This window comes from Leptospira perdikensis, from assembly GCF_004769575.1.
GTDB lineage: Bacteria > Spirochaetota > Leptospiria > Leptospirales > Leptospiraceae > Leptospira_A > Leptospira_A perdikensis.
Map to the genome: position 1 here is coordinate 363,055 of NZ_RQGA01000003.1, position 17,968 is coordinate 381,022.

15 protein-coding genes are annotated in these 17,968 nt (G+C 38.3%); 8 read left to right on the top strand and 7 right to left on the bottom strand.

Annotated features, from left to right (window positions below; translation table 11 throughout):
- The first annotated feature begins 49 nt into the window (after positions 1-49).
- Positions 50-1,642 carry a sodium:solute symporter family protein gene (locus tag EHQ49_RS03070; protein ID WP_135576226.1) on the top strand — a complete coding sequence of 531 codons (1,593 nt, stop codon included), beginning with the start codon at positions 50-52 and terminating at the stop codon, positions 1,640-1,642.
- An 80-nt stretch (positions 1,643-1,722) separates the two neighbouring features.
- A complete protein-coding gene (locus tag EHQ49_RS03075) occupies positions 1,723-2,034 on the top strand; it encodes a hypothetical protein (protein ID WP_135576228.1) in 312 nt (103 codons plus the stop codon).
- 20 nt (positions 2,035-2,054) lie between these two features.
- On the opposite strand, the gene EHQ49_RS03080 is transcribed toward EHQ49_RS03075, so the two are convergent.
- From EHQ49_RS03080 to EHQ49_RS18720, 5 genes are all read right to left on the bottom strand, one after another.
- Positions 2,055-2,834 (bottom strand): M23 family metallopeptidase, encoded by a 780-nt coding sequence (locus EHQ49_RS03080; protein ID WP_135576230.1) that lies wholly within the window; start codon positions 2,832-2,834, stop codon positions 2,055-2,057.
- Positions 2,779-4,209 (bottom strand): flavin-containing monooxygenase, encoded by a 1,431-nt coding sequence (locus EHQ49_RS03085; protein ID WP_135576232.1) that lies wholly within the window; start codon positions 4,207-4,209, stop codon positions 2,779-2,781. Before EHQ49_RS03085 ends, EHQ49_RS03080 begins: the two co-directional genes overlap by 56 nt.
- Before the next feature lie 123 nt (positions 4,210-4,332).
- A complete protein-coding gene (locus EHQ49_RS03090) occupies positions 4,333-4,908 on the bottom strand; it encodes a hypothetical protein (RefSeq protein ID WP_135576234.1) in 576 nt (191 codons plus the stop codon).
- Positions 4,909-4,941: 33 nt separating this feature from the next.
- Complete coding sequence (locus EHQ49_RS03095; RefSeq protein ID WP_135576236.1) at positions 4,942-5,415, bottom strand: thioredoxin family protein; 474 nt, start codon at positions 5,413-5,415, stop codon at positions 4,942-4,944.
- Positions 5,416-5,418: 3 nt separating this feature from the next.
- Entirely contained in the window at positions 5,419-5,568 is a 150-nt protein-coding gene (locus EHQ49_RS18720; protein WP_002972862.1) for a hypothetical protein, read from the bottom strand.
- A 116-nt stretch (positions 5,569-5,684) separates the two neighbouring features.
- Here EHQ49_RS18720 and EHQ49_RS03100 point away from each other — a divergent pair, with 116 nt between their 5' ends.
- From EHQ49_RS03100 to EHQ49_RS03125, 6 genes are all read left to right on the top strand, one after another.
- The gene (locus tag EHQ49_RS03100; RefSeq protein ID WP_135576238.1) at positions 5,685-8,369 is read left to right on the top strand and encodes a valine--tRNA ligase; all 2,685 of its coding nucleotides are present in this window, start codon (positions 5,685-5,687) and stop codon (positions 8,367-8,369) included.
- Positions 8,359-9,636: a phosphoribosylamine--glycine ligase gene (gene purD, locus EHQ49_RS03105; protein WP_135576240.1), complete on the top strand. Its 1,278-nt coding sequence runs from the start codon at positions 8,359-8,361 to the stop codon at positions 9,634-9,636. Before EHQ49_RS03100 ends, purD begins: the two co-directional genes overlap by 11 nt.
- Entirely contained in the window at positions 9,636-10,475 is an 840-nt protein-coding gene (locus EHQ49_RS03110) for a hypothetical protein (protein ID WP_135576242.1), read from the top strand. The genes purD and EHQ49_RS03110 overlap by 1 nt, the downstream gene beginning before the upstream one ends.
- Positions 10,476-10,500: 25 nt before the next feature.
- Positions 10,501-11,628 carry a peptide chain release factor 2 gene (prfB, locus tag EHQ49_RS03115; protein ID WP_135576244.1) on the top strand — a complete coding sequence of 376 codons (1,128 nt, stop codon included), beginning with the start codon at positions 10,501-10,503 and terminating at the stop codon, positions 11,626-11,628.
- A gap of 4 nt (positions 11,629-11,632) precedes the next feature.
- The gene (locus tag EHQ49_RS03120) at positions 11,633-13,129 is read left to right on the top strand and encodes a sigma 54-interacting transcriptional regulator (protein WP_135576246.1); all 1,497 of its coding nucleotides are present in this window, start codon (positions 11,633-11,635) and stop codon (positions 13,127-13,129) included.
- Positions 13,130-13,191: 62 nt separating this feature from the next.
- Positions 13,192-14,241 (top strand): OmpA family protein, encoded by a 1,050-nt coding sequence (locus tag EHQ49_RS03125; protein WP_135576248.1) that lies wholly within the window; start codon positions 13,192-13,194, stop codon positions 14,239-14,241.
- Positions 14,242-14,250: 9 nt separating this feature from the next.
- Here the strand turns inward: EHQ49_RS03125 and EHQ49_RS03130 are convergent, their stop codons facing one another.
- Both EHQ49_RS03130 and EHQ49_RS03135 read right to left on the bottom strand, forming a co-directional pair.
- Positions 14,251-16,155, bottom strand: coding sequence for a motility associated factor glycosyltransferase family protein (locus EHQ49_RS03130; protein ID WP_135576250.1), 1,905 nt, complete (start codon positions 16,153-16,155; stop codon positions 14,251-14,253).
- On the bottom strand, positions 16,156-17,967 hold the full coding sequence (locus tag EHQ49_RS03135; RefSeq protein WP_135576252.1) for a penicillin-binding protein: 1,812 nt from the start codon (positions 17,965-17,967) through the stop codon (positions 16,156-16,158). It lies immediately after the preceding gene.
- Position 17,968: the final 1 nt, after the last annotated feature.

Genomic DNA, 17,968 nt, shown 5'->3' on the forward strand with positions numbered 1-17,968 from the left:
TTGGGATTTCCTCTTTACAAAGTCTTCATTTCTCATCTTTTACGAGCGTATGTTTGCCTCTCTCGCTCCTATCGATTATCTCATCCTATTGGTCTTTGTTGGGTTTATGGTTTTGATTGGGATTCTTTTAAAGAAAGCCATGAACCAATCGAGAGATTTCCTCCTAGCGGGTCGAAAAATACCCAGTTGGATTACTGGTATTGCTTTTATCTCTGCCAATATTTCCGCCTTAGAATTGTTAGGGATGAGTGCGAGTGGTGCGGAATATGGATTTTTGACATTTCATTTCTATTATTTGGGTGCGATTCCAGGTATGATTTTTCTAGGAATCTTTATGATGCCCTTTTACTATTCTTCAAAAATCAGAAGTGTTCCGGAATATTTGCGTTATCGTTTCAATAGACCAGCGCATCTTTTGAATGCCTCTATCACCTTAGTATCGTTAGCACTTGGGTCGGGTATTTATCTGTATTCTTTGTCCTTGGTGTTTGAAACGATGTTTGGTTGGAATCCACATCTTTCGATTCTTTTTAGCGCCTGTATTGTTTTGATTTATACTTACTTCGGTGGACTTAGTTCTTCTATTTATACAGAGGTAATGCAGTTTTTTTTTACTGTTCTTGGTCTTTTCCCTTTAGTAGTCATCGGACTAATAAAGTTAGGTGGTTGGGATGGTCTCATGCAAAAAATCCCAAATTCACATAAACATATGTGGCAGGGACTTGTGAGTGGACAAAATGAACTTGGATGGGATTTATTAAGTGTGACAGTTGGGCTTGGTTTTGTATTATCTTTTTCTTATTGGACTTGTGGATTTACAGAAGTACAACGCGCGATGGCTGCTAAAGATTATAGAGCAGCAAGGAGAACTCCTCTTATCGGAGCTATGTTCAAATTGTTTCTGCCATTTTTAACCGTAATCCCTGGGTTAATTGCCTTAACAGAATTTTCAAAGGAAATGAATGGAGAATATAATAAAAGTTTTATAATACTTCTAAAGAATTTTTATCCTTCTGGAATGTTGGGTCTTGGAACAACGGCTCTTCTTGCAGCCTTTATGGCGGGAATGTCCAGTTCCATCACAGCAATGAACACTATTTTTACTTATGATATTTACCAAACATATATCAATCAAAACAGAGAAGATAAGGATTATTTGAAGATTGGAAAACTTTGTACAATGTTTGCAGTGTTATTTGCTGTTTTTGCATCTTACATTGCAATGCAGTTCGAAAATATAATGAACTACATCCAACTACTATTTTCTTTCTTTAATGCACCGCTCATTTCCATATTTTTGTTAGGGATGTTTTGGAGACGTGCTTCTGGGTGGAGTGCCTTCTATGGAATGTTATTCGGAACAACCAGTGGATTGGTTCATTTTATCTTATATTCGTTTGGAATTCTATATTACAAATCTGATATGGTATCGAATTTTTATGGGGCAATTTACTCTGGTTTAGTTTGTTTTCTAACAATGGTCCTTGTTAGTTTTATGGAAACAGAAGACCTCAATAAAGATTTACATGGACTCATTTATTCTGATAGAGATCATAGCAATCCATTTTGGGATCCAAGAATTTTAGCCTGGGGAGTCGGACTCATTGTCCTTCTTGCAGGGTTTAATATCATTTTTGCATAAAGATTTATACGTACGTAATAAAATAGTAATTGAATGCGAGTATTAATGATACTATGTTTGTTGCTATATACACTAATACTATGAAACCAAATCATTATACAGAAATTCCATCCACTTTCGAGGTTCAATTGGAACAACTTAAGGATTATGATTCTAAAAAGCATATCAGTGCTAGGGGTATCATGTTTTACCATCCTTATGACATTGAAGTGCCTTCTATATTAAAAGTTTCCTTAAAAATGATTTCTATGACAGGTTCTGTTGACTTTCTTGTAAAAACTTTAAAGAGCGAAAAAATAGGAAACGAACCTTTGTTTGAAATTCATTGTAATTTTTATGACACAAATGCTGAAAAAGAAGACGAAGTATTAAGTTTTATCAGCAGTTATTAAATAGAATATTACAAAATGAATTAAAGGGTTCCCCCCTTTTCCATTAGATACTGGAAACTTTCTTCAGAAAAAGATTTATCTTTTGGCCCATATTGCATCAGCCACCTGGTCGGTGGCAAAAAACCGTCTGTTTTTAACGCATATCCTCCACCTAACGGTGCACCAATGGCTGAACGAAGTTCGAAATGTAAATGCGCTGGGTAATTTCCTCCGGCATCACCAATAGTCCCAATCCATTCTGTTTTTTTAACTAATTGTCCCGGTTCTACATCGATGGTATGAAGATGGGCATAGACTGATTCTAAAAACCAAAAATCTCCATTGCCTACATTATGATGGTGCACAATACGGACTACTTTCCCCCAACCGCCGCCATAGTCAGCAATCTCAGAAACCACTCCGTTTCCAAAAGTATACACAGGTGCTGCAAAATCAGTATCACCACCAGTGATCGAGTTCCAATCTTCCCCAAGATGTTTTCGCCCACCAAACTTTCCGTTTTCGGCACCAAATTTTTGTGCTAAGTAGTAACCCTCCGCATATTTTCCACCCACAGGAAATTCAAAGTCAGTGGCTTGGAAAGATGGATATCGTTTTAGAATGGGGTATGGGTCAGTGGTGCGAACTTCGCCAGAAGATTCCATCCATCCAAAGAGTGGGTTTCCTTGGTAGGAGTAACCTTTGGAGACACAACCTGTCCCGAGTAGAGAAAGACAGGTTGTGAAGAGAAAAAGAAAAAATTGATTATTTGTTACGAACCAATTTTTGTTTTGAAGATCTCGAAGATTTTGAAGAATCATGACGTCCTTCCGAAAGGAATTCCGCTCGTGCTTCGATTGGCAAATGGTTTCCTAGTTTTGAAGATCTTTTTTTACCATTTGCCATTTCTGCTTTCATATTGTAGATGAAGGTATCATAGTCCACTTGGATGGTGTGGCGTGTGCTATTCACATACCTTTTTTTCATATCCACTTGGTCCTTTTCAATGGATTTTTCCATATCTTCTTTTGATGGAAGTAGGTAATTCCCTGTCAGATATTGAGCGATCCATTTCCCTTGGCATTCTGCCAGTGGCATAATCGCACCTAACGGCTGCATGAGGCCTACAAAAAATAAATCATTGATTCCAGGTTTGATCATTTTGTAGTAAAGAGGAATGTAATTATTTGGAGCTGATAAAAAATCTTCATCAAAGAACGGAAATTTAATATTGTATCCAGTACAGTAAATGAGAACATCCGCATCCTCTTCTGTTCCATCAGCAAAAAGAATTTTTTTTCCTTTGAGTTCTGTGATTACTGGCTTTGGTTTGATATCACCTCGGCCAAGCCTTACTAGTAAATCTTGAGAGATGGTAGGGTGGGCAGAACCAAACTTATGATCAGGTTTTGGTAAACCAAAATCCTCCATTTTACCTACACCAAATCGAATCAGAAGGTGAGCGAGTGTTTGTTGGATAAAAAATGGAACCCAATGAGGTGTGTATTCTGTTAATTTATCTAAAGGTTTTCCAAAAAGATAGTTGGGAATGACATAAGCTCCACGTCTTGCTGACAAAAATACTTTTTTGGCAACACCGGGTCTAGAGAGTTCCACTGAGATATCCATCGCACTATTTCCCATACCAAGAACCACGACATTTTTACCTTCGCAGTTAACGGGTGTTTTTGGGTCAACATAAGAGTGCGAATGTATGATTTGGCCAGAAAACTTCCCAGGAAAGGCAGGTTCAGGCCAACGTTCACTCCAGTGATGGCCATTGGCTACGACTAACACATCGTAGTATTTAACTGGTCCTTTTTCAGGAGTGATTTTCCAAATTCCATCTTCAGTTCGTTCCGCTTTTTTCACTCCATTCTTGAATTGAATGTGTTTACGAAGTCCGAAATGATCCACATAAGATAAAAAATAATTCTGAATGGGTTCGTGATTTGGGTAGTCCGCATAATTTGTGGGCATCGGATAATCGCGGTATTCCATTCGGTCCCGATGGGTGTTGATATGAAGAGATTTATAAATATTACTAAGGCCGTTGTCGTTTTTGTAACGCCAGTTACCACCCACATCACTTCCTTTTTCGTAACAATCAAAAGGAATTCCATGTTCTTTTAATGATTTAATGATTGTTATGCCGGATGATCCTGCGCCAATTACACAAACTTTGGGAAGTGCCATAGTGTTTCTCTCGTTACTAAAAGATAGGTTCAGAGAGAAACTTTGCGAAAAGAGAACGGCGTTTTCAAGTAGATTTTACATTTCTAAGGAAAAAAAACGATATTTTGACACATATCTAACCTTTTACCGATTGGATTTGGTTGGTTTTTCTTGGGTTTCGAGAAAACTACGAATCTCTGTCTCTACATTGGATGTTTGGATCTTCGTAATCTTTCCGGCGTTTAATTGGATGAGAGTAAGAGAACCTTTGGTCCTTGGAAAAGGATCTGCTATTTTTTCTTCTCTCACCAAACGTAGAGTATACGGATAGGATTTCATTTTTGGTAAAGCTACAAACTTAGTGATGAGAGATGGCATTCTGTGGATATCTGAAATAAGTACAGCTTGTTTGGATTCCAAATATCCTTTTCCTTCTTTTTCCAAAATGGGATGGATGATTTTACTCGCATCCATATCAGCAATAAAAATTATCTTGGTGGTTTCCGCTGGAATGGGACTTGGTTCTTCCCATTGATTGGTATAATTGATTTCCGGAAGTACATTCCCAAGAACAAGAGTCGGAGCGGCCGGTTCTTCGGCAGAAAGAGAAAAAGTTAAAAACAAAGTAAGAGATATTAGTGAGGTTTTTAAGAGTAGAAAAGTTGTTTTGAATTTATATGAAAACATATTATTTGTTAATGGGTTTTTGGTTTGGTTCATAAAATCGAACTGTTTGTTAAAAACAAACTTCTCCTAAAGGCGATATAAATATTCTAGAACTTGTTCTTTTGTCATCTTACTTGCGTTAGAGAATTCTCCACCCTTTGTAGAAGTGAGAATATTTCCGTCCGGCTTTACTACAACCAAAGCAGGAATTCCATTTTGAATGGGGTTCCCAAGTTTATCATTTAGACTTAAGTTTTTGTCGAAACGACCCACATCTACTTTGAAGAGAATAAAATTTTCTTTGAGTAGAGCTTTTGGTTCTGGTTCCTCAAAGATCCCATCTAATGCTCTACAGTCGGGACACCAATCGGCACCAAAAACTACGATGAGTTTCCTGTTTGAGTTTTTTGCCAAAACCAAACTTTCTTCGTAATTTGAAAATATTATGTCACTTTGTTTGGAGCAGTGGGATAGAGCGGTAAGTGTGAATCCAAAAAATAGGAGAGAGAAAAGAATTCGGAATCTGTGTTCCATATAAAAAGCGGAAGGAAACTTCCGCATATCTTATTTCTTAGCGATTTCTTTTAGGATTTCTTGTCTTTTTTTATCTTTATCGATATGGGAAAGAGACAACCAATCGCGTTTCAATTGTTTTTCTGAAACACCTTTGAAGGTTGCATATTTGCCGAGGATTTTTGCTGTTTTTGCGTTCATGCCAACCAGATTCTTTTGCCTCTCCTTTCTGTCAATGCGAACCTTGGTTGCTGTTTCATCCTTGACCCCTAAACTCTTTACGAAACATAGTAAAGTGCAAGAAATCCAAAGACCCTATGAAATCACAGCTACCTGACCGTTACGATCCCGAATCTGTAGAGCCCAAATGGATACAAACCTGGGAAGAAAAACAAACCTTTGCTCCTGACTCTTCTCGCAAAGAAACATTCTCGATCGTCATCCCTCCGCCAAACGTTACAGGGAATTTACACATTGGACATGCACTCAATCATACCATCCAAGACATCATCATTCGTATTGAACGTAAAAAAGGTAAAAATGTAGTTTGGGTTCCTGGGATGGATCACGCAGGTATCGCAACTCAAGTGGTTGTGGAACGCGAATTAGGAAAAGAAGGAAAAACTAGAACCGATTTTACTCGCGAAGGATTTATAGAAAAAGTTTGGGCATGGAAAGCTCATTCTGGTGGGATGATTGCCAAACAACAACGGTTACTCGGTGAGTCAGTAGATTGGTCACGAGAACGTTTTACTTTTGATGAAGGGCTTTCCAAAGCGGTAATCAAAGTATTCCGTAGTTTGTATGATGAAGGTTTGATTTATCGTGGTGAACGAATCATCAACTGGTGTCCCGTTACCAAAACTGCTATCTCAGACATTGAAGTTGAGTACAAAGAAAAACAAGGCAAACTCTATCATATCAAATATCCTAAAGCAGAATTTAAATCGAAAGATCCAAAAACTCTGGCAAAAGGAGAATACATCGTTGTGGCAACAACAAGACCAGAAACGATGTTTGGTGACGTGGCAGTTTGTGCTCATCCAGATGACGCGCGTTATACGGATCTAAAAGATAAATTTGTATTTTTACCGATCGCTGGAAAAGAAATTCCGGTTTTGTTTGATACCTTTGTAGATAAAGAATTTGGTTCCGGCCTTGTGAAAATCACTCCGGCTCACGACATCAATGACTATGAAGCGGGACTCCGACTAAAACTCACTCCTGTCAATATTATGAACTTAGATGGGACTCTCAACGAACAAACTGGTAAATACAATGGACTCGACCGGTTTGAAGCTCGTAAACGAGTTGTAGAAGAACTCGAAACAAATGGTTATATTGAAAAAATAGAAACTCATATCCATAGTGTGGGGCACAACCAAAGGGGTGGAGCGGTCATTGAACCGTTGTTATCTACACAGTGGTTTGTAAAAATTGAATCACTCGCTAAACCTGCGATTGAAGTTGTGAAGTCAGGTAAGGTTCAATTCCAACCCAAAATGTGGGAAAAAACTTACTTTGAGTGGATGGAAAATATCCGCGATTGGTGTATTTCTCGCCAATTATGGTGGGGTCATCGAATTCCTGCCTATTATGCACCAAACGGTGAAATGGTGGTTGCTGAATCCGTTGAGGAAGCAGTGTCTTTATTTTCCCAAAAAGGAATTCCTGTAACCAAAGAAACCATCAAACAAGATGAAGACGTTTTAGATACTTGGTTCTCTTCAGGACTTTGGCCGTTTACTGTTTTTGGTTGGCCTGAAAATTCGGAAGAACTTAAACAATACTATCCTACTTCAGTATTAGTTACCGGATTTGATATCATTTTCTTCTGGGTAGCACGGATGATTATGAATGGTCTGAAATTTATGGGTGATGTTCCTTTTCAAAAGGTTCTCATCCATGGACTCGTTCGTGATAAAGATGGTAAGAAGTTTAGTAAGTCCCTTGGAAACGTAGTGGATCCTTTGGATATGATGAGTAAATACGGAACGGATTCGTTTCGATTTTTCCTCGCAGCTGTATTACCAGAAGGAAAAGATATTCTTTTCGACGAATCAAGGTTAGACGGCTATAGATCTTTTTGTAATAAAGTTTGGAATTCGAGTCGGTTTATTTTTATGAACCTACCGGAAGAGTTCACAGCCAAAGAACCTGAGATCAATTCATTGGAAGATACAGACCTTTGGATTTTGAATGAATTTGACCGGATGCTTAGTAAGTATGAAAAAGCCTATTCCGGATATCTTTTTTTCGAAATGGCAAATGCTGTTTATGATTTTGTTTGGGGATCTTTTTGTGATTGGTACTTGGAATTAACCAAAGCACGTGTTTATGGTAATGTAACATCGGAATCACAAGAGAAAGCTCGCCTTGTCCTTGTAAGTGTTTTGAAAAAATCACTTGGACTATTACATCCGTTTATGCCATTCATCACAGAAGAAATTCATTCTTTATTGGAACCTACAGAGCTAGCGAAAACAGAATTTCCAAAACCTTATGGAGTTTCTGATTCGGCACCGGCTGTGGTTCGTATGGAACTTGTGCGAGAGATCATCACAAAGATTCGAAACATGCGAGCAGAACTCGGAGTGAAACCTGAGAAAAAATGTAAGGTCATCATCAAGTGTAATCATAAAGAATTAAAAGAAATGATGGAAAGGGAAATCAAATCCATCCTCCAACTTTCTAAAGCCGAAAGTTTGGAATTTTTAGATTCTTATGAAGCAAAAAATACGGATTCAGTAGGTGCATTTTCTATTGGAGAAATTTTTCTTCCTTTGGAAGGTATTTTTGATTTTGAAAAAGAAAAACAACGATTGGAAAAAGAGAAAAAACAAATCCAATTGGAAATGGAAAAGTTGGAAAATAAAATCAACAATCCATCTTTCTTAGAAAAAGCAAAACCAGATGTCGTAGAAAAAGAAAGAGAAAAGTATAATACTTGGAAAGAGAAACTAGATAGTACGGTAAGGGCTTTAGAAAAAATTGGAACATAAATTTAAAGTTTTACTCATTGGAAGTGGCGGAAGAGAACATGCGTTAGCGGACGCTATCTCAAAATCAAAATCGCTGGAATCACTTCGGGTTTTTCCAGGTAACGGTGGTTTTTCGAAAGATATATTATTGGATGCAAAAGATATATCCATCACTGATAAATCCAAGTTTTTTGATTATTTAAAATCTTCGGGAACAAACCTAGTTGTGGTTGGCCCAGAAGATCCACTAGTGAATGGACTTTCGGATTGGTGTGCAGAGATTGGGATCCCTTGTTTTGGGCCTTCTGCTTATTGTGCGCAAGTAGAAGGAAGTAAACATTTTGCAAAAGAAATGATGAAACGAGCCAAAGTTCCAACGGCTTCCTTTGCTGTATTTACAGACCATGAGTCTGCTTGGAGTTATGCACAAAAAGAAATTTTACCTTTAGTGGTCAAAGCGGATGGCCTCGCTGCGGGAAAAGGTGTCACTGTTGCCTTTGAAATGAAAGAAGTCAAACAGGCGTTAGATGAAATCTTCTTAGAATCAAAGTTTGGTGAAAGTGGAAATAAAGTAGTTTTGGAATCCTTCTTGGAAGGGGAAGAAGCTTCGCTTTTTGTGATAACCGATGGAGAAAGGTATATGTGCCTTCCTGCGGCCCAGGATCACAAACGTGCCTATGATGGAGACATTGGACCAAATACTGGTGGAATGGGTGCTTATGCACCAGCTCCAATCGTAACAGATTCCGTTCTTTCTAAGGTAAAAGAACTAGTCATTGAACCAATGTTAAATGAGTTTAAAGCAACCGGCCACCCTTACAAAGGACTTCTATATGTTGGGCTTATGATTACCAAAGAAGGAAACCCAAATGTAGTGGAATTTAATTGTCGATTTGGGGATCCAGAAACACAGTGTGTATTGCGTTTGTTAGACGAAGATATTTTGCCAATTTTTTATGCTTCGGCGTTGGGGAATCTTCCGGAGAGAAATCTAAAACTAAAAGCGGGGTCATCCGCGATTGTGGTCCTTGCGGCCAAAGGGTATCCGGATTCGCCCGCAAAAGGTATGCCTTTGGAGATTCCATCAAACGAAGGGAATGTGGTCGTTTATCATGCTGGAACCAAAAGCGAAGGCGGACAAATTTTAGCAAATGGTGGACGAATTCTTGGAATCACTTCTTGTGGTAGTTCTTTAAAAGATGCAATTAATGATTGTTATGCGTTTTTGACAAAAATCAAAGCTCCTGATACATTTTATAGAAAAGATATAGGAAGGCGTGCTCTCTAATGCCATTTAGTATCTCTGGAAATTTTAAAAATTGTGAACGTACGAACCTTCGCAATTTTGAAAAACATCTAGGGATCATTTTGTCTGAAAACCAAACCCAACTCCAACAACATTTAATGATTCGTAGGGCTCTTCAAAACTTAAGCGGATCGGTGAGTGTTCTTTCAGGACTCAGTCGTCAGGAGTTGTTATCATTTATTTTTATCCTCACTCAATTTGGCGATATCATTCGTTCAGAAACTCCACCGGAATACCTTCAATTGGAATCCATTCCTTATGTGATTGAATGGGCAAAAGGTCATTATATGATCCCTATGGAAATTTTAGAACATTTGGCCCATGAACGAATCTTTAAAGACCAAGGGTATTTGTTTGCACTGATTCCTGCTTTATCGATTAAAGAAAAAAAATCATGGATCCGTTGGATCGGTGTGGATTTTGAAAAGGGTGGAGATCGGGATTTAAACTTTGAAATTTATTCCCAGTGCCGTGTTTTACAAAAACCATTTCTTGGTAAGTCCCTTGTCCAAGAATCAGAAATTCGTTTGGAACAAATTTGGCCAAGAGGCAAAAACGAATACATCGATTGGTTTTATAAAGGCCTTTCTACTTTTTATTATTCTATGGAAGAGATGAGTCGAAAAGAAAAAGATCCTTTTTTACTTCATGTCATCGAACTCATTAAATCGGGTAAATTCATACTCAAACGTTTGCCAGATACATACGGAAAAGAATCAAGTTATTCTCTTGTAGGAACTGTTGAAGGAAACACTCCACAACTGAGAGAAACAACATTCCAATGGGAAGTGGAACGACTTCGCAAAGATTCTTTGTTTTAAAACTTCCACTTCGGATTTACGCATTATGGATAGATCACTAAAAGACTTAAAAAAACAAACATCAGAAATGATTGAAACCTTCCAATCCTATTGGACAGCTCAAAATTTTCAGGAAGATTACGACCGTTTATCCTCACTCATCGAAAAAGCAAACGATCCCAAATTATGGGACTCACCTGACCAAGCAAAAACAGTCACTCAAAAACGAAACGAGTTACAACTAAAGTTAGATCCTTGGTTGGAATTAAAAAAGGAACTGAGTGATTTTCCTGATTTGATTGAACTCACTTCGGAAGAAATGGGTGAGGCAGGTCTAAAATCTTTAAACGATGATTTTGATCGTATGTTTGAGACATTTGAAAACTTGCAAATGTTAGATGCCCTTGCTGGTAAAGATGATGGCAAAGCCGCCTTTATCAATATCCATCCTGGTGCCGGTGGAACAGAATCCCAAGACTGGGCCGATATGTTACTGCGAATGTACACACGGTTTTGTGAACAAAAAGGATACCGTGCCGAACTTGTCGATTACCAACCGGGTGAAACTGCTGGAATCAAAAACGCTACACTTTACATCCAAGGGGATCATCCTTTTGGTTATTTAAAATGTGAATCGGGTGTACATCGATTGGTTCGGATCTCACCTTTTGATTCTAACAAAAGAAGGCATACTTCTTTTGCCTCTGTGTATGTTACTCCAGAAGTAGATGATGACATTCAAGTGAACATCGAAGAAAAAGACCTTCGTGTGGATGTTTATCGTTCCTCGGGTGCTGGTGGACAGCACGTCAACACAACGGACTCTGCTGTAAGAATCACACACGTTCCTACTGGGATTGTGGTTTCTTGTCAGATGGAAAGATCCCAAATCAAAAACCGTGATACTGCAATGAAGATGCTTCGTGCTCGTTTGTATGAAATGGAAAAACAAAAAGCTGAAGAAGAAAACGCAAAAAAAGCAGGTGAAAAACGTGATATCTCTTGGGGATCACAAATTCGAAGTTATGTGTTCCATCCTTATAATTTGGTAAAAGACCATAGAACCGATTTTGAAACAGGAAACGTCCATGCAGTGATGGATGGAGACTTGGAAGATTTTATCATTGCTTACTTAAAATACCTGACAAACCAAAAGGCAAACGCGAAAGTATAACCAAATGTCTGTAAAACAGGATATTTCCGGTACTTTAAGGAAAATCCAAAAAGAAATTCAACAACTTCCGAATATTACGGATCGTTTGAATTTCATTTTGGACATGACTCTAACATTGTTTGGAGCCTCTACCGGTAGTATTTCCATTATGGACCAGGAAGAAAAAGTCCTCACCATTGTTGCGGCCAAAGGAATGGATTGGGAGAAAAAAATTGCTGCCAAACTTCCTTTTAATTTGGGTGTCACTGGCCGTGCAGCTTCCACTAGAGAAATCATCTATGTCCCAGATGTAACTTTAGATAAAGATTATGTAAAATTAATCGAGACCGTTCGTTCGGAACTCGCCATCCCTCTGTTGACTAGAGACTCAACAGTAGGGGTTTTAAACTTAGAATCTGATAAAGTAAATTTTTTCTCACCAGATATCATCAACCAAGCCACGTTATTTGCATCTCAATTAACAATCGTTATTCTTGAAGAACGAATTGCTAAAGAAGCTTTTGAAAAATCCAAAAGAGAAGAAGATCCTGTTGAAGAAATTCTTGGTTATGATCCGAGTATTTTATTTTTAAAACATAGAATCAGACAAGTTGGTCCCTCGGATACATCGGTGATGATCATTGGAGAGGAAGGTGCGGGTAAAAAATTAATCGCTAAGGCATTACATTATATATCACAAAGAAAAAATGGGCCATTTCTCACTGTAGATTGTTCTGGTCTTAGTTATGAATTATTAGAAGCAGAATTATTTGGTGCTCAAAGCGGGAAGATATTCAATCCCGGAAAAATAGAACAAGCCAATGGTGGATCCTTATACATTGAATCCATTGGGGATTTACCATCCAACTTACAAACTCGATTTTTCCAAACATTAAGAGATAAAACAATGCCCAATCCTTCTGCGAAAAAAAAGGACGAAGTTTTAAACATTCGAATTTTTACCGGAAGTAAACGGGATTTATTGGAAGATATACAGAAAGAAACTTTTTCAATGGATTTGTATTATCGCCTAGCCGAGGTTCCTTTGCGTATGCCTCCGTTACGCGAACGAAGAGGAGATGTTCCTCTTCTTGCTCACCATTTTTTATATCAATACAACAAACAATATGGAAGGACTAAAACATTTTCGACTGATGCACTAAAGGCACTGACAGGAATGCCTTGGAGTGGAAATGTAAGGCAACTCCAAAGTGTCATTCAATATGCAGTCCTTGTTCCTCCAGAAGTTGTTTTGGAACCCCACTCCTTTTTACAAGATGGAAAACGAGAAACTGAATCGAATGCCAAGGTTCAAAGTTTTGGAGTGGGAACGGAGATTCTATCTCCTTCGGAAAATCTTTCTCTCAATATTGCGATTGAAAGGTTGGAAGCCATTTGGATCAAAGAAGCCTTCCAAAGAGTCTCCACACAGGAAGAAGCTGCCAAACTTTTGGGAATTAGCCGCGGTTCTTTGCAGTATAAGATCAAAAATAACCAATTTCTGGACGGATTCAATACTTAAGCTGAAGAAAAGATTGGATGGATTGGCCTTACCTGTCGATATGATTACAAAGGAGCTTTCCAGTGGCAGATAGTTATTACCGGACAATCAATGGTAAACAATATGATAATGAATTGTTAGAAATCGCTGAGAAAGCCACCAAACGTAGCAAAGCTCCTATTGGCAAAAATATCGCCAAGACCCTATTTGATGCCATTAAAGATGGTGGGGATTATACAGATGTGGAAAAACGCACTGTAAAACACATACGAGATAATTTTAAATTTTCACCTGAAGCAGATGAATACCTTCGTTCCGAAATTCGTAAGTGGGCAGCAAAAATCTCCGTTCCCGCTGCAAAGAAAAAGTCGGCAACTAAGGTATCCTCGAAAAAAGAATCCACACCAAAACGAAGTTCAGCTCGGTCTGCCAAATCTTCCTTTGAAGGTTTTACTCCTTCTTATTTAGAAACCTATGAAGGTACAGACTCTCATGATGATGTAGCTCCAACACCTGAATATAATGAACTCGTTGCTTTGAATAAATTTCAAATCACACCGAAACAAAATCGAATTGGTAGACTGGTTTTACTTGGATTGGTTTTTTTATTTTTTATTGTTCTAATTATTTTTGGGATCCGTAGTTGTAATCGTAGTTCTAAGCAGTCACAAAATCTAAACCAAGGTTCCAACGTATCAGCAGAAGTGGGATCCAGATCTTTGGAACGAGTGGCCTTGTCAGAGGGAAAGATATCGAATCGATTTGAATCCAGAGCTTCGGCCATTCGTTATATCAATGAACTTCAAATTCGTTTTATCAAACAAAGTATGCAAACAGAAGATTTGGCTGCAGATAAAATTGCTACTTTGGCAGAAGCTTTAAAAGCTTATCCTGCAGTTCGGATTCGAGTGAAAGGACATACTTGTTTTATTGGTGAGATGGATGAAAACAAAATCCTATCCGATGAACGTGCTAAGTTTATTTTTGATGAATTGGTAAAAAATGGAGTGAGTGCATCGCAAATCGACTATCGTGGATTTGGTGAAACTGCAGAAATTGAATCCAATTCCACAGAAGCTGGTCGCATTAAAAATAGACGTGTTGACTTTACTGTTTTATCTGTTACAGAATAACAAAATTTATTACAACATTCGATAGAGTGATTTTGTGAGCATCCGTTTGGTTGACCGAACGGATTCGTACAATCCTTCGTATAACAATAAAGATTTTTTTGCCACACCTAGTTGGGGATTTTCTTTTTCTTCCAAAGTTAACTGGTCATCATAACCTTCCGTAATGGTTAAAATGACCCTTTGGATTCCCAAACTTAAAATTTCATTGAGTCCTTTTTTCCCCGATACCTGTTCATCGATAGAATCCATTTGTTTGATGTCTTCGGAGAAGGTTTTGGGATTGATTTGGTTTCTTTGGATTTGGTTATAAATTCTTTGGGAAACCACTAACCCACGTTTGACCGTGGTGACAAATTCTGATAAGGATTCGGTTGTTGACTTAATTTCTGAGACTAATTGTTTTGGATCAAAAAATGGAATTTCTATTTTCAATTGAGATTGGATTTGATTCCGAACAGATCTTACCAAATTGGTTTGGGTATTTACTTCATTCTCATCACTCGCAAACTCTTTTCCAAACTCGGAATGTCGGATTCCTTCTAGTTTTGCACCAAACTTGGTTAGGTTGGTCCATGGATTTTCTTTTGCATGGTCTTCAAACCATTTTTTAAAGATTAACATCTTTTCATTGGTGATATAGGTTTCTTCCAAATCCCCAGTGACTTTTTTTTGGGGTAAAGCAAACAGTTGTTTATAGTTGTGTTTTTCCCGGCGAAATTTTCTAGATTCTAAATAGTTCAATCGTTCTTCGAGCACTGCTCCTTTGGAGTGAGCAAGACCTTTCGTAAAACTCAAATCCTGACCCACTAAAAAAACAGAGTTTGCACCCATAAGAGTCGCAAGGCTTGCGGCATTGGTAGACACCGAACCACCAAAAGGTACAGAGCCAATCTCCTCACTACCTGTTCTTTCTAGTAATCCGATCAAAGGAAACGGAGAAGATGTCACAAAACCTTTGTTTGGTCCCTTGTCCAATCTGAGACTCAAATAGGTAGACGTAGGATCAAAAATGAGAATGCCATTTCCCGAATAATCTTCTAGGTATTGGCTATTTAAGGCCTGCGGGTCGACAGAAAAAATCAAATCGGGTTCCACACCAAATGAAGTAAGGATAGGAAGGGCCGTGTCCACCGCGAGAAGGAGGAACTGATTTCTGTACTTTGTGAGATCGGGTACGGATTCAGAAAGACTCGGTCCGGCCCCGCAAACAACAATGGAGATTCCTTCCGCAATTCCAAAGAGATCCGAGACGGGCCGAAACTTAGATAATTCGGGGAGATTGTAACAAATATTTTTGGCCCAGATTTTTTCAAACCGAGTGAGGGTGGCAAGATTTACATCTTTTTTGTGAAACATCTGTTCGGCGGTATATCGGAGTTTTATATAATCCGATTCTCGCCATTGCCAAGATCCCCGATGAGGTACAAAACTAATGGGGTGAGTTCCTTTCCCCTTCACTGCTTCGGAGAGTTGGTCTTCTAAACCTTCACCTGTAATGAGGATTAACTTTCCCTCTAAAAATGCTTTAGAAAAATCAAAAATTTGAAAGGATTCTCTAATAAAAAATGGATAAGGTTCCATCCAAATGATAGTTACTTTTTCTCTTTCCAGTAAATAAGGAATGATGTATCCAATCCCAGCACCAAACAACAAATAAATGCGTTCACTTCCGTCATGGGGAAGTTCGGTGGCAAATCGTTCCGCTTCTTTTTTTGGATCAAACCGACTATGAATCCAAACTCCCTCTAATTCTAAAGTGGGATCTCCAGTTTTGGATTGGGTTAGCTTGTAAGAAGGGAAAGTTTCTGAACTTTGAGAACTCGTACTGGCAAATGTATTTTCTGGATTCAAAATCACTTCTGCTAACTTGGCAGGTAAGGCTGCTAGATTTTTTTCTAGGTAAGATTTGTTCACTTACGGTTCCAAAATAATTTTGATCGCAGCATTAGGTGAAAGCGAAGATCCCGCTTTTGGATCTTGTGATTTGACAAATCCAGATCCTTCTAATTTGTATTCTGCTTTGAGTTGTTTTAAAATTTGGATGGTTTCAGATGCAGTGAATCCAGTAAGATCTGGCATCACCTTAGGATCAAGTTTGTAGATTTTATTTCGTTCACCTTTCAATCGATAAACAAGAGCTTTCTCACTTTTTTCCACTATAGGAATGATACTTTCTACCACCTCACGAAAGACAGGTGCTGCGATCCCTCCACCGGTATGTGCATCCCCTCCGGGTTCATCAAAAACAATGAGGCCCACATATTTAGGTTTCTCTGCTGGGAAAAATCCAAGAAAACTAGCAGTAAAAAGACCGGCTTGGTATCCTGCACCCGCTTTTGCTTTCTGTGAAGTCCCTGTTTTTCCTGCGATGAAGTAGTTTTCTAAATATGCTTTTTTCCCGGTTCCCTGGGAGACCGCTTTTCCCATGGCATTTAATGTTTTTTTGGCAGCCCCTTCTTTGATTCCAAGTAATTCATTTTTGATCGAAAATTCATGAACGAGCTCCCCATAAGAATTGGTGATTTGAGAGACAACGGATGGTTCAAATAAAATCCCACCATTCACAACGGCTGCAGCAGCTGTGATGAGTTGGATTGGTGTCACAGAAACACCTTGTCCAATGGATAAAAAGTAAGGTGTACTTTTGTTCCATTTATTTAAAGGAGGTAAATACCCCTTTGCTTCATGGATGGAAAAATTAGTTCGTTTTCCAAACTTAAATTGGTCCATATAACGATAGTAAGTGGCATCATCAATCTTTTGGGCCGCTTTAATGATTCCAACATTACAAGAATATTGTAAAATTTCATCTAAATTGACATGACCATGATTATCAGTACAACGAATGGTTGTTTTTCCAATTTCAATGTAACCAGGACAATGGAACTTTTCACCAGGAAGGATTTTTCCTTCATTGAGTAACATAAGTGCAATGAAGATTTTCATTGTCGATCCGGGTTCATAAACATGACGGATGGACCAATTGGTATGTGATTCCAATGGAAAGTTTTGAAAATTGTTGGGATCAAAATTGGGATAGGAAGCCATAGCCAAAATTTTCCCGGTTTCCGTATCCATAATCATACCAATTCCGCGTTTGGATGCGGTTTGGATAAAGGCTTTTTGTAATGATTTTTCCAATCGGTATTGAATGATACTATCAATGGTTAGATGGACATTGTTTCCTTTGCTAGATTCGGCATCTGGTGTGGATAACAATTCCAAATTAAATAACATTTCAAGACCTGAAAGGGCTTTGTCGTCATCATAACCTGTAAACCCAAGTAAACTTGCGGCCAAACTTCCTTGTGGATAAATTCGTTTGTATTCTTTTTCCACACGAACTCCGGGAAGAGACAAAGCTTTTATTTTTTCTGCTTTGGTAAGTTCAATTTCTCTTTTTAATAAAAAGTAGTTTTGTTTTTCTCTTATGGTTTCAATTAGTTTGTTCGGAGTGATTCCAAGGATGGGACCTAACTCCTGTGCCGTGAGTTCTGGATCATATATGTTCGTTGGATCAATCCCAACAGTTGCCGACTCGCGAGAGATGGCAAGTTCTATCCCTCGTCTATCAAATATAGTTCCTCGTTGTACATACTTACTCGATTTTAAATTAATGATATTATCGTTAAAATAAGTAAGATAAATCACTCGAAAGAGCAGAATGACAAAGAGCGAGAGTATAAATAGAATAATATACTTAAAACGTTGTTTGTATTCGGTCATT

What these genes read in the sequence shown, in the direction of transcription:
- EHQ49_RS03095 (WP_135576236.1), bottom strand. Translation starts at nt 5,415, where the DNA reads ATGCGGAAGTTTCCTTCCGCTTTTTATATGGAACACAGATTCCGAATT.
- EHQ49_RS03070 (WP_135576226.1), top strand. Translation starts at nt 50, where the DNA reads ATGTTTGCCTCTCTCGCTCCTATCGATTATCTCATCCTATTGGTCTTT.
- EHQ49_RS03100 (WP_135576238.1), top strand. Translation starts at nt 5,685, where the DNA reads ATGAAATCACAGCTACCTGACCGTTACGATCCCGAATCTGTAGAGCCC.
- EHQ49_RS18720 (WP_002972862.1), bottom strand. Translation starts at nt 5,568, where the DNA reads ATGAACGCAAAAACAGCAAAAATCCTCGGCAAATATGCAACCTTCAAA.
- EHQ49_RS03090 (WP_135576234.1), bottom strand. Translation starts at nt 4,908, where the DNA reads ATGAACCAAACCAAAAACCCATTAACAAATAATATGTTTTCATATAAA.
- EHQ49_RS03080 (WP_135576230.1), bottom strand. Translation starts at nt 2,834, where the DNA reads ATGATTCTTCAAAATCTTCGAGATCTTCAAAACAAAAATTGGTTCGTA.
- EHQ49_RS03075 (WP_135576228.1), top strand. Translation starts at nt 1,723, where the DNA reads ATGAAACCAAATCATTATACAGAAATTCCATCCACTTTCGAGGTTCAA.
- prfB (WP_135576244.1), top strand. Translation starts at nt 10,501, where the DNA reads ATGGATAGATCACTAAAAGACTTAAAAAAACAAACATCAGAAATGATT.
- EHQ49_RS03110 (WP_135576242.1), top strand. Translation starts at nt 9,636, where the DNA reads ATGCCATTTAGTATCTCTGGAAATTTTAAAAATTGTGAACGTACGAAC.
- EHQ49_RS03085 (WP_135576232.1), bottom strand. Translation starts at nt 4,209, where the DNA reads ATGGCACTTCCCAAAGTTTGTGTAATTGGCGCAGGATCATCCGGCATA.
- EHQ49_RS03120 (WP_135576246.1), top strand. Translation starts at nt 11,633, where the DNA reads ATGTCTGTAAAACAGGATATTTCCGGTACTTTAAGGAAAATCCAAAAA.
- EHQ49_RS03135 (WP_135576252.1), bottom strand. Translation starts at nt 17,967, where the DNA reads ATGACCGAATACAAACAACGTTTTAAGTATATTATTCTATTTATACTC.